Here is a 14179-nt window from a genome sequence, read left to right on the forward strand (position 1 = left end):
GCCCTTCGCGCCTCGATTAAACCCGAAAACCATTCCTGCACCATGAGATCGAGTAGCCCACTACGCGCGAACCGGGCCCGGACACCGGGACAGAATGAGCACGTCCCAGCTCGAACCTCACGCGCCACGCACGGAGTTTCAGCTAATCAGAGAAATCCGGACACAGGAGGACACGTGGTCGGCGTCTCATTCCGCGATTCCGCCGGGCGTCCGATGGCCGGTGCTGTGATCAGCATCGCCTCGGCGCCCAGCGAGGTCCACGACCCTGCCATGGTCGCCGACGACTGGGGCGAGATAGTCATCTCCGCGCCACTGGCCGGCGACTATCGATTCCTGGTGTCGCATGTGGGGAGGACCTTCCATGCCACGGCCCACATCACCCCGGGGCAGGAGCAGCTGACGGTCACCGTCGATTAGGCCCCCGGAAGAGCTGCCGCGCCACGTTCCGGCCCGGGGATCATGGCCCGAGCCTCATCTCACCGCGTCACAGCTCCCCAAAACGACGCCAGGCCCCCTCGAAAGGGGGCCTGGCCGCTGTGGCGGGTACAGGATTCGAACCTGTGTAGGCGTAAGCCGACGGATTTACAGTCCGCTCCCATTGGCCGCTCGGGCAACCCGCCTTATCAGACGATGCAGGATACAACGATAGGGTCGGGACAACGCAAACCGACTGGATACGGAACATCCGAGGACCAGAAAGAGGAGCAGTCATGGCGGATTCATCATTCGACATTGTGAGCAAGATCGATCGCCAGGAGGTCGACAACGCGCTGAACCAGGCCGCCAAGGAGTTGACCACCCGCTTCGACTTCCGGGGCACCGACACCACCATCGAGTGGAAGGGTGACGAGACCATCGAGCTGGTGAGCTCCACCGAGGAGCGTCTGAAGGCCGCCGTCGACGTCTTCAAGGAGAAGCTGATCCGCCGGGATATCAGCATGAAGGCCTTCGACGCGGGTGACCCGCAGCCCAGCGGCAAGACCTTCCGACTCACCGGGACCCTCAAGCAGGGTATCGACGCCGAGAACGCCAAGAAGATCAACAAGATCATCCGCGACGAGGGCCCTAAGGGCGTCAAATCACAGGTGCAGGGCGAAGAGATCCGGGTCTCGAGCAAGAAGCGCGATGATCTGCAGGGCGTACAGACGCTGCTGCGGGGTTCCGATCTGGATATCGCGTTGCAGTTCGTCAACTATCGGTAGGACGATGGTCCGGTGATATCCACATCGCACCTGATCGGCTTCGCGGTCGTCGCGTACGCCCTCATCGTGATCCCGGGCCCCAGCGTGCTGTTCTCCATCGGCCGTTCGCTCAGCCTGGGCCGCCGCGCCGGTCTCATGAGCGTCCTCGGCAATACGGCAGGCACCGCAGTGTTCGTGGCGCTGGCGACTGCCGGGCTCGGCGCCCTGCTGACGGCCTCTACATGGGCGCTGACAGCGGTGAAACTAGTCGGCGCTGCCTATCTGATCTACCTTGGCGTACAGGCGATTCGGAACCGCAAGTCACTTATCGAAGCATTGAACGCAGATCGGCCCGCGGTGGGACGGCCGCGAGTGTTCCGACAGGGCTTCATTGTCGGCATGACTAACCCGAAGACGGCACTGTTCTTCGCCGCGGTGCTGCCGCAGTTCGCCGATCCCGCCGCGGGCTCGGTGCCGACCCAGATCTTCGTCTTCGGCCTCGTGTTCGTCGCGATGGCTCTTGTCTCGGACAGCTTGTGGGCACTGCTGGCCAGCACTGCCCGTAATTGGTTCGCCCGTTCGCCCCGACGCCTGGAGGCCGTGGGCGGCGCGGGAGGCTTCCTGATCGTCGGCCTGGGTGCCGGTGTCGCGATCTCAGGTACCCACGCCTAGCGACCTCCGCGGCACGCCAGCAGCAAGTCCGCCAGCAGCGCACGGTCGGGCCGGTACGGGGTATTGAAGCCCAGTCGGTGCACCAGATCGCCGTAGCGGTCCCGTAATTCGTGCGCGCCCTGGTCCGCGTCGGTCACGGTGATAGCAGCGGCATCCACGAACTCGTCATCGACGAGCGTGGCCATCGCATCCCATTCGCCTTGTTTGGAAAGCTCCTTGAGTTTTGGTCCCACTTCTCCCCTGCCATGCAATTCCAGGATGGGCCAGTACGCGGGCGTGGACCCGTAGAAGGCCAACTGTTTGCGTACTGCCGCGCGTGCGCTGGCCAACTCGGCATCGTCGCGTCCGATGACGATCATCGGCGAATGATGGATGTGGATGTCGGCCAGCTTCTTTCCCGACTTCTGCGCACCCCGCCCCAACGTCGGCAGCGTGACCTGCGCAAGGTACTCGGGCGTGCAGAACGGGTGCGACATGAATCCGTCGGCCACTTCCCCGGCCACCTCGGTCATCCCGCTGCCCACGCCGGCCAGCCAGATCGGTGGCGTGCCAAAGTCGCTCACCTCGGCGGGATCGGGCATGAACATCGGCGTCATCAGCGTGTTTTGGTAGAACTCGCCCTGGTAATCCAGACGTCCGCGCTCCTGCCACGACTGCCAGATGGCGCGCACGGCCAGCACCATGTCCCGCATCCGCGCGGCCGGACTGCTCCACGGCATACCGAATCGGCGGGTGATGTGCGGTTTGATCTGGGTGCCAAGCCCCAGGATGAATCGGCCGCCCGAGTAGGCCTGCAGGTCCCAGCCAATATTGGCCAGCAGCATCGGGTTTCGCGCGAACGCGACGGCAATGGACGTACCCAGCGTCACGTCCTTCGTGTGCTCCGCGGCCAGCAGCAGCGGCAGGAACGGGTCGTGCGCACCCTCGAAGGTCCAGATGCCGGCGTACCCTGCCCGCTCGGCCGCGGCGGCGTCGGCAGCCATGGTGGTCAACCCTGTCGTGAGCGTTACATCAATCAACACCGCACCCATATTGCCGAAGTCCATGTTCGAGACGAACGGGGCCCATACCCTGGCGAGCATGCCAGCACTTCGCGAACCACAGGTCATCGTCCTCGGAGGCGGATCATGGGGCACCGCCGTGGCCTCTATCGTGGCGCGTCGTAGCCCCACCCTGCAGTGGGCACGGTCCCCGGAAACCGTTGCGGATATCAATGAGCGGCACCGTAATTCGAGGTACCTCGGCGACGAGGTGGAGCTGACCGAATCGTTGCGTGCCACCTCCGATCTACACGAGGCCGTCGAGCAGGCCGATGTGGTGATCATGGGGGTGCCCTCGCACAGCTTCCGCGAGGTGCTCACGGAGATCGGTCAATCACTGCGTCCGTGGGTACCGATCGTCTCGCTGGTGAAGGGGCTCGAGCAGGGCTCGCGGATGCGGATGTCTCAAATCATCGAGGAGGTGCTGCCCGGGCACCCGGCTGGCATCCTGGCCGGGCCGAACATCGCCAAGGAGGTGGCCCGCGGGTTCGCGGCCGCCGGCGTGGTCGCCATGCCCGATCAGCATCAGGCAGCGCGCCTAGGAGAGCTGTTCCGCACCTCTCGTTTCCGTGTCTACAGCACCAACGACGTCGTCGGTGTGGAGATGGCGGGCGCGCTCAAGAACGTCTTCGCCATCGCCAGCGGCATGGGCTATGCGATCGGCATCGGCGAGAACACCCGCGCCATGGTGATCTCGCGGGCGCTGCGGGAGATGACAAAACTCGGCGTGGCCATGGGCGGTAACCCCGAGACGTTCCCGGGCCTGGCGGGCTTGGGCGATCTCATTGTCACCTGCACGAGCGCCAGCAGCCGTAACCGGCACGTGGGCGAGGAGATCGGTAAGGGCAAGACGATCGACGAGATCATCGAGGCGATGAACCAGGTCGCCGAGGGCGTGAAGGCATCATCGGTGGTGATGACCCTTGCCGAGGAGCACGGCATCCAGATGCCCATCGCCCGCGAGGTCGACGGGGTGATCAATCACGGCTCCACGGTGGAACAGGCCTACCGCGGGCTGATGGCCGAGACCCCGGGCCACGAGGTACACGGCACCGGATTCTGATCAGGCCGGCAGGTACTCGGGCTTCACCACGTCGCGCAGCTGCGCCAACGGGATCCGGCTCTCCATCGGCCCCTCCGCGTATGCGGCGACCGTGTAGGGCTCGAACCAGAACACGAGAGACTCGTTGTCGAGCGCGAAGTTCTTGAAGTTTCCCGCCTCGGGATCTGTTCCGTTGTCGACGAATTCGGTTCCCACACCGCCCAGCTGCGCACGCAAGTCGGCACGCACCAACGCCGAAATCTTGGGTAGGGCCACCGCAGGATCGGCCAGCAGCGCCTGAATCGTGATGGGCGCCTTGGTGATGCGGTCAAACGAGAGGGTGCGAAACACGAATCTCGGGTGATAGCCGCCGAGCGACTCGGAGATCGAGAACCTCACCCCATCTGACGGATGCACGCTCCGACCCTGGTACGCATCGAAGGTGACATTGAGCGCCCAGGGCTTTCCCGTCGGCGGCGCTCCGGCACTCTGTACCTCCTCACGGAACTTGGCACGGATGTCGGCCACCACCGCATCGGCTGCCTTCTGCAGCTCGGGGAACGACGAATCCCACTGCACGGGAATCAGCAGATGTTGCGTGGCCTGCGGCGTGGCCTCGTCGATGACGCAGCCTTGTGCGGCGTCCCAGCGACCGCCGTGCTTGGGACACGCAGGCTCCCAGGCGGGATCTGCAGTGGGGGTGGCCGGCGAGGATGCCTCGGCACTGGTGGCCTCGGGGGCGGGAGCCTCCTTGGGCGCCTCTCCCCTATCGCAGCCGACAAGGACGAGACCGCACAGGACGGCAGACAGCAGACACCCGAGACGCATGGAATCCAATCTATCTGGACGCCGCGGAGACGTTAGGTGGTGTACGAGCCGCCGGGGCCGACCACGAAACCGTTCTGCCACCGGTTATTGACGCAGGTGAGCGTGCCGCCGCCGTCCAACCCGCAGCTGAGCTCGCGGTAGCTCAGCCGGCTACCGGGCGGCAGCGGTTTGAAGGGCTCACCGCCCATTCCGTAGATCGGCCGATCGGTGCTGGCGAAACCTGGGGCGTTGCTTCCGCTGACGAGATTGGCTCCGTTGGGGGCCCCAGGCAGCGGGCCGCTACAGCCGTAGCTGGCGTCGGCGCGCTTGATCACGCACGAGATGCCGCCCGGAATGGTGAAGCCGTATGCCGTGTCACCCATCGTGCTGTACTCCAGCGGTGATACCGGAGTAAGCCCATTGACATTCGGAAGTCCGGACGGGTCAAGGGGATTCGGGGTGTCCGGGTCCGCGGACGCCGCGCCCGCCAGCATCACGGCAGCGACGGCGCAGGTCACGGCGCCAAGGACGGGCAGGGTACGCATCCCGTGACCATATCCAAGATCGCGCGCAATCTCGCGTCTACTGGTCAAAGACGATATCGACGCTGTCGGTGACCGGAACGGCCTGGCAGGCGAGGGTGAGCCCCATCGCGAGGTCGGCATCGACCAGGGTGTCGTTGCGGAGCATCCGCACCTCACCGCGGCGCACCGTGCAGGCACACGCGCTGCACGCACCTTCACGGCATGAGTACGGCGCGTCGATGCCCTGGGCAAGCAGCACATCGAGCAGCGGAGTATTTCTCGGCCATTCGACGGTGACCTGGGTGCCATCGAGCTCCACGCTCGCCTGCGCGTCGTCCTCGCCACCCAACGGGACCACGATGTCGGCGAACGGATCGCCGGACAGCGACTGGTAGAGCTCGACGTGAATGTGATTGGCGGGCGTCCCGACGGCCGACAGTGCGGCGCGCGCCTCATCCATGAAGGGCGCCGGGCCACAGATGTACGTGCTGTACGTGGTATAGGCGACGAACAGTTCTGCCAGGGATTCGCGGGTGGGTAGGCCGCGCTCGCCTTCGAGCCAATGCACGACCCGCAGCCGATCCGGGAACTCCACCATGATCTCGTCGATCTCGGCACCGAAGATCACGCTCTGCTCGTCGCGGTTGGCGTAGAAGAGGTAGACCGTTCCCGCTCCACCGAGCAGAACCGATTTGGCGATGGACAGCATCGGGGTGATGCCGCTGCCCGCGGCGATCAGCAAGAAGTCGCCGTCCAGCGAGCGTGGGACGAAGACACCGGAGGGGGTAAGCACGGTGATGTGGTCTCCCACACCGACGTTGTCGCACAGCCAGTTCGACGCGTACCCACCGTCCGTGCGCTTGATAGTGACCACGAGGTCTTCATCGAGATGCGGCGAGCTGGACAGCGAGTAGCACCGGGCTACCGACCCGGTCTGTGCGCTGGGGATCTTCAATGTGAGGAACTGACCGGGCCGGTAGCGGAAGGCGTCCACGAGCGCATCGGGAACTTCGAACACCAGAGAAACCGCATCTCCTGTCTCCCTGATGATCTCGACGACCTCCAGCGAATGAACGTGGGGATTGCCGGTCACTTTGCGTGTGTCGGGCAAGACCGAGTCCGTCATCGACAACCGCCTAGAGCTCGATACCGAAGCGGGCCGCGACCTTCTTGCCGAGACCGTACTTGCCGATTCCGTAGAACGGCGCCATGAGATCTTCGTAGCGCGGTCCGATGATGCGCGGGATGGCGTCGAACACGCGGGCGTCGGGGCCGATCAGAACTCGCGGGCGATTCTTCTCGACTCCCCGCAGAATGATCCGGGCCGCCGAGTCTGGCCGGGTGATCGCCATGAGCTGAAAGCCCTTTCGGACGGTCTCGCGGTCCACTCCCTCGGGTAGGCCGCGCGCGCTTGATGCGATATTGGTCTTGATACCACCGGGGTGCACACAGGTGACGCCGACGGGATACTTGGCCGCCCGGATCTCCTGACGAAGTGATTCGGTGAAGCCGCGCACCGCGAACTTCGCCGCGTTGTACGCACTTTGAGAAGGTATGCCCATCAGGCCGAACACCGACGACACGTTGACGATGTGACCGTCACCCGATTCGATCAAGTGGGGCAGAAATGCCTTGGTGCCGTGCGCAACACCCCAGAAGTTGATGTTCATCAACCAGTCGAAGTCATCCCATTCCATGTCCTTGACGTCGGCCGAAAGCGCCACACCGGCATTGTTGAACACCAGGTTGACCTGACCGAACTCGTTCTTGACGTCGACGGCATGGGCATAGACGGCGGCCCGGTCGGCAACATCGAGTTCGAATGGGATGGCGGTCGCACCCGCCTTCTCGCAGCGTCCTGCGGTATCGGCCACGCCGGCGGTGTCGATATCGGAGAGCGCGAGCCGCGCACCGCGCTGCGCCAGCGTCAACGCCAGGCTGCGGCCGATACCCGAACCGGCACCGGTGATTACGGCGACCTTGTTATCGAAGTCTTTCATCGTGTCTCGCTTCTGTTCGGCGGGAGGCTACTTTGCGGCCATACTTGGCGAGGTCTGCCGAGGACCGTCCGCGAGGGGAATGGTCTTGCGCACGGCCGGACGCTTAGCACCCTCGAACTCATACTCGGAGGGGTCGACTTTCCTTGTCTGCGACCAGTATTCGAAGGTGAACCCCGACCACAGCGTTCGATTCTTACCATGCTCGTCGAGGTACCAACTCTGGCAGCCGCCGCTGTTCCACACCGAGCCCTGCAGCTTGCGCTGAACCTCGGTGTTGAATCGGTCCTGAGCCTCGCGGGTCGGCACAATCGCCTGAGCGTAGGCCTCATCGACGTGCTTGATCGCCTCGGTGACGTAGTGGATCTGCGACTCGATCATGAACACAATCGAGTTGTGGCCGAGGCCGGTGTTGGGCCCCAGGAGGAAGAACAGGTTCGGCATACCTGCGATGGTGATGCCGCGATGGGCGGTGACGCCCTCCCTCGACCAGCGCTCTCCGAGGTCCTCGCCTCTCTGTCCCTTCAGGTCCAGATACTTGTAGGAGTCGGTGACGTGGAAGCCGGTGCCGAAGATGATGGCATCGACCTTGCGCTCCTTCCCATCGCTGGTGACGACACCGTCGGCGGTTACCCGCGCAATGGACTCGGTGACCAGTTCCGTCTTTTGATTCTCAATGGCCTTGTAGTACGTCCCCGACCCCAGCAGGCGTTTGCATCCGGCACGGTAGTCGGGTGTCAACTTTCGGCGTACTTCCGGATCGGAGATCTGGCTTTTGATATACGCACGCCCCAGGAGCTCAATACCTTTGAGCAGGGCCGGCCGCCGGTTCATCGCGTATGCCCCGGCCTCCGCGCCGAAGTACATGCCACTGCGGAACAGCGCGCGTAAACCCGGAATGCTCGCGAACGCCCGTTTGGCCACTGGGCTGAACTCGATATTGGTGCGCGGCAAGACCCACGGTGGGGTGCGCTGGAAGAGCTTCAGCTCGCCGACCTTCCCCACAATCTCGGGGACGAACTGAATAGCACTGGCGCCCGTACCGATAACGGCAACCTTCTTGCCGGTCAGGTCGTAATCGTGATTCCACTGCGCGGAATGAAAGACAGGCCCCTCAAAACGGTCCAGATCCTCGATTTCCGGGATGCTCGGGACGTGTAGGGCGCCGACTCCCGAGATAAGGAACTGGCAGATGTACTCCTGCCCGCTCTCGGTGAACACATGCCAGCGGTACTCGTCCTCATCCCAGTACCCGCGGGTGACCCGTGTGTTGAAGGTGACGTGCCGGTACAGATCGTATTTGGCGGCGACATCCTTGAGGTAGTCGAAGATTTCGGGCTGCCGGGAGAAGAGTTGGTCCCAGTTCGACCGTGGTTCGAACGAGAATGAGTAGAGGTGGGTGGGCACATCGCAGGCTGCGCCGGGATAGGTGTTATCGCGCCACGTGCCGCCCATTTCGCCCGCTTTTTCGAGGATGAGGAAGGGCACCCCCATCTTCTGCAGCGCTATGCCTGCGCCGATACCCGAGAACCCCGTGCCGACAATCAGCGTGCGGATGCGAATGGGCTCCGAGGACCCGCTCTCGACCACGGTGTCGGTCTGCCGCTCTTCGGGAGGAGTGTCGGTAACAGTCATGTGGCGCAATCTCTTTCTGCTGACAGGTAGACGTTGACACGGCTGAACTGGCTCAATGCCACCGACATCGAGCCAGTTCAGCGTGAAGATGATTCGTTGGCGCGCGCTTACCGCGCCTTGATCTCGGCCAGAATGTCCTCCGGCATGGCGCGCGACATCCGCAACAGTCGGCCGGTGAATTTGCCGTCCAGGAAACCGATCTCGTGCATGAAGCGCATCAGTGGCTCGGTAGCCCACGTCGCGTTCTCGCGATAGTGCGGCGATGTCAGGAAGGCGAACAATCCGCGCAGAGGATGAATGCCCACCGACCGGTAGACCTTCGGGTTAACAAACACCGGATACACACCTATCACCGCCAGGGCGAAGACTGCGCGGTGGAATGCGTTGGAGATCGGCCCCCGCTCGGCGATCTGCCGCACCAATTCCTCACGCGCATAAGTAATGTGACGCGCTTCCTCGAGCACATGAATCTTCATCAGCTGGCGGGCATGCGGCTGCACCGTCTCGTCCATCATCACTTCCCGCTGCCCGCGGTCCAGCACCTCCTCGACCAGCAGCAGACCACCGAGCCCCGAGGGGCCCCACGGCACCAGACCGAGGAGCCGGATGACGCGGGTCGCGAACCTGGGATAGGTATACGGCTCGACCCCCATCTTGTTCACCAAGCGGCCGAACATCGTGGAGTGCCGGGCTTCCTCGCCCACCTCGGTTAACGCGTAGCGGCCATGATCGGTCGCTCCCCCGTTCTGTTCGACGACCTGCCGCCACAGCATGGCGCTGAGGCCGGTCTCGACGTAAATACCGAAGCTCAACACCGAACCGAGCTCATGGCGCGTCAGTTCGATGCGCTGTTCCTGAGTCAGCTTGTCCCACAGCTTGGTGCCGTACAGGGAAGTACGGCGCGGTGTGGCCCAGTACAACCCGGGCACCGCCGGAGCGTCCCAGTCGATGTCGACCTCGCCGTCGTATGCCCGATCCGCGGCCGAACGCAACAGTCGCTGAGCGGTCTTCTCGCGATCTCCCACGGACTTACCGCGCACTGACGAGGCGCCGGCCTCGTGAAGAGCCCTTGCTGGCTGGTCGATGGTCGTCATTGATCCCACCCTCCAATTTTATACATTACTTTAAGTATCCGTTACTCTAAATACCGCTAACTGAGTGTTGTCTTCGTGCGCCGGTTTGTCAATCCCCCGCGCAACGTCAACGAAGGCCGCAAGCCCCGAGAATCGCTCGCGCGGTGCCGGTTCTAAACATTCCCGCGCCCTCGGCGACGTCGAAATATCCCTGCAGCAGCACCGCGTTCCGGTGGCGAATGTTCTCGCTCCGGGCCGCCGCGCGTCGGCCCTTGCGCGGAGACAGACCGACGCCGACGTACGCCTGCGACCGGACCATCGACGACGTCGTCAATACCGTCAGCGCCGCCAGCGATACGTCCGCCAAGGCCCCCGGCAGATATCTGCGGGCGTCCACGGCCCGGTACAGCTCGTCCTCGGCGAATTCAAGCTGGCGACGGCTGACCAGAACACAGATCTTTGCGACCTGCCGAACCACGGGCTGCGCCTGCTCGTCGGCCTCAAGCTCACACATCAGTTGATGAATCAACCTGTGCAGCAGCAGAATAAAGCCGCGCCCCAAGGGGCCATGAGGAATCAGCGGAACACAGAAGCGCTGCAGGCGTTGCATGGCGACCGGAGCAGGTTGTAGCTCCAGCCCCGTCTTGTTGATCAGCCGCCCCACCATGGTGGCGTTGCGGCTGATATCACCGACGCTGGCCAGCAGAAAGCGTGTGTAATCGTCGGCCAAGGCGTTGCCTTCGATCACGTCGCGGAACATCAGCGACGCCAGTGCGCCCTGCGCGTCCACCACGAAACTCAGCAGGCCGACCAGCTCCCGGCGCGCCAATTCGCCCTGCTGCGCATCCGAAAGCGCTTCCCACTCCGGGGTGCCATAGAGCGATACCCGATGCGCGGCCAGCCAGTGCCTCCCCGACTCCAGGGGCGCGTCCCAGTCAATGTCCAGCTCGGGGTCGTAGTTGAACTCCGTCGCCTCCAAGAGCAGTCGGCGGGCCGTCTTGAGTCGATCGCCCACTCGACGGCGCCGTGTCGGCGCCTGGCCGTCGACAGTGGTGGCCAACGTGAATTCATAGTTGGCGTAGTTGATGTCTTTGTAACTGCTGGACGTCACGTCACTGCCTTCTGGTTAACCGAAATTAAGGTACCCGTACCTGAAAGTATGGGGTACTGTCCGTTACGAGTATGTGAGCGAGTCTGTCGGGGCCACCTCCCGATTGTCAAGAGGCAACCAATCCGAACGGAGAGTCATGAGCCTTCCCCGACAGAGCGACACCAACAGCGTCTTTACCCACAGCCCGCACGACGATTCGGACTACATCGGCGAGGCCACAGTGATAGTTCGTGGCGCCGAGATCCCCGTCGAACTGGAATTAAAGGGGTACAGCGAGCCGATCGACGGCATATACCGCTGGATCGGCCGCATCAGACCGAATGAACAACTGACTGCGATCGTCGGTAACGAGACGCGTGTAAACGCCACGATCCGCACTACACACAGCGCGCGAGATGCCTTCATCGGCGACCCTGATCCATGGAATCGATACCGAGTAATCGGGAAGAGCACCCCGCCGTTCCACGTGCCTACTGATCTCGCGGAAGTCGAAGCAGAATAAAGGCTTTCGCCGTCACTGGCGCCGAGAGCGGATAAGCGCCCGCAGCTCACACTCGATATCGCGCAGCGGCTGCACCGAATGAGATGCCTGCGCCTGCAGTAGCGCCCCTTCGATCGCACTGACGGCCAGCGAGGCCAAGCTGTCGACGCCCTCCGTCACCCCCGAATCGCGGAAGGCCGCCGCCAGCTGGCCGCGCAGGGCGAGGAAGGCCTCACTGGCGGCGGCCCGAATCCCCGCCTCGCCAGGACCAGCCAGCGCGGCGGCAGCGTGTGGACATCCGGTGTCGAAGTCGTGGGTCTCCAACTGATTGACCCACCACTTGATGAACTTGGAGAGCACGTACTCGGCGTCCCCGCGCGCCCGTAGCGCCTCGAGGAACCCAGTGGCGAGCCCCGTGGCTTCGTGCTCCGCCGCGACGATGAGCTGCGCCTTACCTGCCGGGAAATGCTGATAGATGGAGTTGCGCGCGGTACCGCTGCGTTTAAGGAGGTCGGCTAGGCCCGTGGCATGCACTCCGCGCTCGCGCATCATGACGATCGCGCTATCGATTAGCCGCTCCCGCGGGCCTGGCGCCACGATGCCCTCCTCGTCGACATGGACCAATCGGTCCATGTCCTGCTACCGTCGGTATGGACCAATCAGTCTACGCGGAAGGGTGGCTATGACCACGGAAATCGAAAATCTGTCCGGGCTCGAACTGCTACAGAGCATGGGAGGAACGCCCGAGGCGATGCCGCCCATCTCGCGGCTACTCGGGATGCAGCTGGAGGAAATCACCTTTGGCTCCGTGTCGTTCAGCGTGGTGACCCGGCCCGAATTCGCGAACCCGCTGGGCACTCTGCACGGCGGCATCTGCGCGACACTGCTCGATTCGGTGATGGGCTGCGCCGTGCACTCCACACTGGAACCTGGAATCGGTTACGGGACACTTGAACTCAAGGTCAACTATGTCCGCACCGTCCCCACCGACGGCGAGCGGCTGATCGCGACAGGCACGGTCTTGCATCCGGGCCGGCGGGTGGCGACCGCCGAGGGCAAGGTCGTGGACTCCCAGGGCCGACTGGTGGCGCACGGCACCACCACCGTCATGGTGTACCGCTGATGGGGTCGGCAGAAGACTTCACGAGGGCCTCTGAAGCCGTCGAGAAACTCGTCGCAGGTATCCGCCCGGAGCAGTGGGACGCGCCGACACCATGCACCGAGTGGAACCTGCGGCAGCTCGTGGAGCATCTTGCCGAGGTGAACTACGCGCTCGCCGAACGCTTCGGCGGTCTCGGTGGCGGCGCCGAGAATGACCCGGCGGTCGCGTATCGCGCGTCGGCACAGTCGTTGAGTGACGCGCTGGCCCTTCCGGGTGTGCTTGAGCAGACCTATCCCGGCCCCTTCGCGAACACCACGGGCGATAGGCAGCTTCAGATCCGGATGGCCGACCTGATAACCCACGGGTGGGATCTGGCACAGGTCACCGGGCTTTCTGCGGACCTGCCCGGTGACCTCATCGAGAACGCGTTGGCTTTCGTCGAGCGGCTTGCTGGGGCCTTCGCGCGGTCCGGGAAGTTCGGCACCCCGCAGCCCGCCCCTGCGGATGCGTCCGCGCTCGACCGGCTGGCCGCACTGAGTGGGCGGGTCGTCTAACTCTCGCCGAGAGTGAAGCTATTGCGGAATTTCGGCTGATTTCTCGCACTAGCTTCACGCTCGGCGCGCCGTCAGAAGCGGGCCATGGCCTCAAGGCGCGCAATGCGATCGGCCATCGGCGGGTGGGTCGAGAACAGCGAAGCCACCTTGTCGCCGGCCCGGAACGGGTTGGCGATCATCAGGTGCGACTGGCTGGCAAGCTGGGGTTCCGGCGGCAGCGGCGCGGCCTGGATCCCGCCCGAAATCTTGCGCAGCGCCGAGGCCAGCGCCAACGGATCGCCGGTGAGCTCGGCACCGGACTGGTCGGCCTGATACTCCCGTGAACGCGACACCGCCATCTTCACCACCACGGCCGCAATCGGTCCCAACATCGACACCAGGAACAGGGCAAGGGGATTCGGACGGTTTTCGCCACCGCCGCCGAAGAAGTTCATGAACATCGCCATGTTGGCCAGACCCGAGATGACGGCAGCCAACGCGCCCGCCACACTCGAGATCAGGATGTCGCGGTTGTAGACATGCGACAGCTCGTGCCCCAGCACCGCGCGCAACTCACGCTCGCTGAGCAGCTCGAGAATGCCCGTCGTGCAGCAGACCGCCGCGTTACGGGGATTACGGCCCGTCGCAAAGGCATTGGGCGCGTTGGTGTCGCTGATGTACAGCCGCGGCATGGGCTGGCGCGCGACGGTCGCCAACTCCCGGACGATCCGGTACATGGCGGGCTGCTGTAGCTCCGTCACCGGCTGGGCATGCATGGCGCGCAAGGCCAGCGTGTCGCTCTTGAAGTAGGCGTATGCATTCATGCCGACCGCAAACACAACGGCCAGTAGCAAGATGGTCTTACTGTGGAACAGCGAGCCGACGAACACGATCATCGCCGACATACCGCCCAGCAGCAGTACCGTCTTGAGCCCGTTGGCGTGGCTCGGTCCTGCCGTCGGCATAGCGTCCCTTCCGTCT

Annotated in this window: 17 protein-coding genes and 1 tRNA gene; 7 read left to right on the forward strand and 11 right to left on the reverse strand. The window is 63.8% G+C overall.

Going from position 1 to position 14179, the window contains the following annotated elements; all coding sequences use genetic code 11:
* Positions 1 to 174: 174 nt before the first annotated feature.
* Positions 175 to 417, forward strand: a complete 243-nt coding sequence (locus FZI91_RS04195; protein WP_155937380.1) for a hypothetical protein — start codon at positions 175 to 177, stop codon at positions 415 to 417.
* Between the two features lie 120 nt (positions 418 to 537).
* Here the strand turns inward: FZI91_RS04195 and FZI91_RS04200 are convergent.
* Positions 538 to 620 (reverse strand) — tRNA-Tyr (locus FZI91_RS04200).
* A 90-nt stretch (positions 621 to 710) separates the two neighbouring features.
* Here FZI91_RS04200 and FZI91_RS04205 point away from each other — a divergent pair.
* Both FZI91_RS04205 and FZI91_RS04210 read left to right on the forward strand, forming a co-directional pair.
* Positions 711 to 1202, forward strand: coding sequence for a YajQ family cyclic di-GMP-binding protein (locus FZI91_RS04205; RefSeq protein WP_155937382.1), 492 nt, complete (start codon positions 711 to 713; stop codon positions 1200 to 1202).
* 12 nt (positions 1203 to 1214) lie between these two features.
* Positions 1215 to 1853: a LysE family translocator gene (locus tag FZI91_RS04210; protein WP_162526256.1), complete on the forward strand. Its 639-nt coding sequence runs from the start codon at positions 1215 to 1217 to the stop codon at positions 1851 to 1853.
* Here FZI91_RS04210 and FZI91_RS04215 read toward each other — a convergent pair.
* Positions 1850 to 2899 (reverse strand): TIGR03617 family F420-dependent LLM class oxidoreductase, encoded by a 1050-nt coding sequence (locus FZI91_RS04215; protein ID WP_155937823.1) that lies wholly within the window; start codon positions 2897 to 2899, stop codon positions 1850 to 1852. The genes FZI91_RS04210 and FZI91_RS04215 overlap by 4 nt on opposite strands.
* Before the next feature lie 34 nt (positions 2900 to 2933).
* Between FZI91_RS04215 and FZI91_RS04220 the strand changes: the two genes are divergently transcribed.
* Positions 2934 to 3956, forward strand: a complete 1023-nt coding sequence (locus tag FZI91_RS04220; protein WP_155937384.1) for an NAD(P)H-dependent glycerol-3-phosphate dehydrogenase — start codon at positions 2934 to 2936, stop codon at positions 3954 to 3956.
* Here the strand turns inward: FZI91_RS04220 and FZI91_RS04225 are convergent, their stop codons facing one another.
* The 7 genes from FZI91_RS04225 to FZI91_RS04255 all read right to left on the reverse strand — a co-directional run bounded on the left by FZI91_RS04225 (position 3957) and on the right by FZI91_RS04255 (position 11082).
* Positions 3957 to 4763 carry an RsiV family protein gene (locus FZI91_RS04225; protein ID WP_155937386.1) on the reverse strand — a complete coding sequence of 269 codons (807 nt, stop codon included), beginning with the start codon at positions 4761 to 4763 and terminating at the stop codon, positions 3957 to 3959.
* Positions 4764 to 4795: 32 nt separating this feature from the next.
* Positions 4796 to 5287, reverse strand: coding sequence for a hypothetical protein (locus FZI91_RS04230; protein WP_155937388.1), 492 nt, complete (start codon positions 5285 to 5287; stop codon positions 4796 to 4798).
* Between the two features lie 37 nt (positions 5288 to 5324).
* A complete protein-coding gene (locus FZI91_RS04235) occupies positions 5325 to 6392 on the reverse strand; it encodes a ferredoxin--NADP reductase (RefSeq protein WP_155937390.1) in 1068 nt (355 codons plus the stop codon).
* Between the two features lie 10 nt (positions 6393 to 6402).
* A complete protein-coding gene (locus FZI91_RS04240; protein WP_155937392.1) occupies positions 6403 to 7266 on the reverse strand; it encodes an SDR family oxidoreductase in 864 nt (287 codons plus the stop codon).
* A gap of 27 nt (positions 7267 to 7293) precedes the next feature.
* The gene (locus FZI91_RS04245) at positions 7294 to 8898 is read right to left on the reverse strand and encodes an NAD(P)/FAD-dependent oxidoreductase (RefSeq protein WP_155937394.1); all 1605 of its coding nucleotides are present in this window, start codon (positions 8896 to 8898) and stop codon (positions 7294 to 7296) included.
* 107 nt (positions 8899 to 9005) lie between these two features.
* Complete coding sequence (locus FZI91_RS04250; protein WP_155937396.1) at positions 9006 to 9992, reverse strand: diiron oxygenase; 987 nt, start codon at positions 9990 to 9992, stop codon at positions 9006 to 9008.
* A gap of 106 nt (positions 9993 to 10098) precedes the next feature.
* The gene (locus tag FZI91_RS04255; RefSeq protein WP_162526257.1) at positions 10099 to 11082 is read right to left on the reverse strand and encodes a diiron oxygenase; all 984 of its coding nucleotides are present in this window, start codon (positions 11080 to 11082) and stop codon (positions 10099 to 10101) included.
* Between the two features lie 136 nt (positions 11083 to 11218).
* On the opposite strand from FZI91_RS04255, the gene FZI91_RS04260 reads away from it, so the two are divergent.
* Positions 11219 to 11584: a DUF4873 domain-containing protein gene (locus FZI91_RS04260; RefSeq protein ID WP_155937398.1), complete on the forward strand. Its 366-nt coding sequence runs from the start codon at positions 11219 to 11221 to the stop codon at positions 11582 to 11584.
* 12 nt (positions 11585 to 11596) lie between these two features.
* Here FZI91_RS04260 and FZI91_RS04265 read toward each other — a convergent pair whose 3' ends face one another.
* Positions 11597 to 12196 (reverse strand): TetR/AcrR family transcriptional regulator, encoded by a 600-nt coding sequence (locus tag FZI91_RS04265; protein WP_155937400.1) that lies wholly within the window; start codon positions 12194 to 12196, stop codon positions 11597 to 11599.
* A 49-nt stretch (positions 12197 to 12245) separates the two neighbouring features.
* On the opposite strand from FZI91_RS04265, the gene FZI91_RS04270 reads away from it, so the two are divergent.
* Both FZI91_RS04270 and FZI91_RS04275 read left to right on the forward strand, forming a co-directional pair.
* The gene (locus FZI91_RS04270; protein WP_155937402.1) at positions 12246 to 12686 is read left to right on the forward strand and encodes a PaaI family thioesterase; all 441 of its coding nucleotides are present in this window, start codon (positions 12246 to 12248) and stop codon (positions 12684 to 12686) included.
* Positions 12686 to 13219, forward strand: coding sequence for a TIGR03086 family metal-binding protein (locus tag FZI91_RS04275; RefSeq protein ID WP_155937404.1), 534 nt, complete (start codon positions 12686 to 12688; stop codon positions 13217 to 13219). Before FZI91_RS04270 ends, FZI91_RS04275 begins: the two co-directional genes overlap by 1 nt.
* 71 nt (positions 13220 to 13290) lie before the next feature.
* Here FZI91_RS04275 and htpX read toward each other — a convergent pair whose 3' ends face one another.
* The gene (htpX, locus tag FZI91_RS04280) at positions 13291 to 14163 is read right to left on the reverse strand and encodes a zinc metalloprotease HtpX (protein WP_155937406.1); all 873 of its coding nucleotides are present in this window, start codon (positions 14161 to 14163) and stop codon (positions 13291 to 13293) included.
* Between the last annotated feature and the right edge of the window lie 16 nt (positions 14164 to 14179).

The sequence above is a fragment of the Mycobacteroides sp. CBMA 271 genome (assembly GCF_009729205.1).
Taxonomy (GTDB): Bacteria; Actinomycetota; Actinomycetes; order Mycobacteriales; family Mycobacteriaceae; genus Mycobacterium.

Coding starts and splice junctions, on each gene's coding strand:
- FZI91_RS04230 (WP_155937388.1), bottom strand. CDS start 5,287: ATGCGTACCCTGCCCGTCCTTGGCGCCGTGACCTGCGCCGTCGCTGCC.
- FZI91_RS04205 (WP_155937382.1), top strand. CDS start 711: ATGGCGGATTCATCATTCGACATTGTGAGCAAGATCGATCGCCAGGAG.
- FZI91_RS04235 (WP_155937390.1), bottom strand. CDS start 6,392: ATGACGGACTCGGTCTTGCCCGACACACGCAAAGTGACCGGCAATCCC.
- FZI91_RS04265 (WP_155937400.1), bottom strand. CDS start 12,196: ATGGACCGATTGGTCCATGTCGACGAGGAGGGCATCGTGGCGCCAGGC.
- FZI91_RS04220 (WP_155937384.1), top strand. CDS start 2,934: ATGCCAGCACTTCGCGAACCACAGGTCATCGTCCTCGGAGGCGGATCA.
- FZI91_RS04215 (WP_155937823.1), bottom strand. CDS start 2,899: ATGGACTTCGGCAATATGGGTGCGGTGTTGATTGATGTAACGCTCACG.
- FZI91_RS04240 (WP_155937392.1), bottom strand. CDS start 7,266: ATGAAAGACTTCGATAACAAGGTCGCCGTAATCACCGGTGCCGGTTCG.
- htpX (WP_155937406.1), bottom strand. CDS start 14,163: ATGCCGACGGCAGGACCGAGCCACGCCAACGGGCTCAAGACGGTACTG.
- FZI91_RS04245 (WP_155937394.1), bottom strand. CDS start 8,898: ATGACTGTTACCGACACTCCTCCCGAAGAGCGGCAGACCGACACCGTG.
- FZI91_RS04250 (WP_155937396.1), bottom strand. CDS start 9,992: ATGACGACCATCGACCAGCCAGCAAGGGCTCTTCACGAGGCCGGCGCC.
- FZI91_RS04275 (WP_155937404.1), top strand. CDS start 12,686: ATGGGGTCGGCAGAAGACTTCACGAGGGCCTCTGAAGCCGTCGAGAAA.
- FZI91_RS04260 (WP_155937398.1), top strand. CDS start 11,219: ATGAGCCTTCCCCGACAGAGCGACACCAACAGCGTCTTTACCCACAGC.
- FZI91_RS04225 (WP_155937386.1), bottom strand. CDS start 4,763: ATGCGTCTCGGGTGTCTGCTGTCTGCCGTCCTGTGCGGTCTCGTCCTT.
- FZI91_RS04270 (WP_155937402.1), top strand. CDS start 12,246: ATGACCACGGAAATCGAAAATCTGTCCGGGCTCGAACTGCTACAGAGC.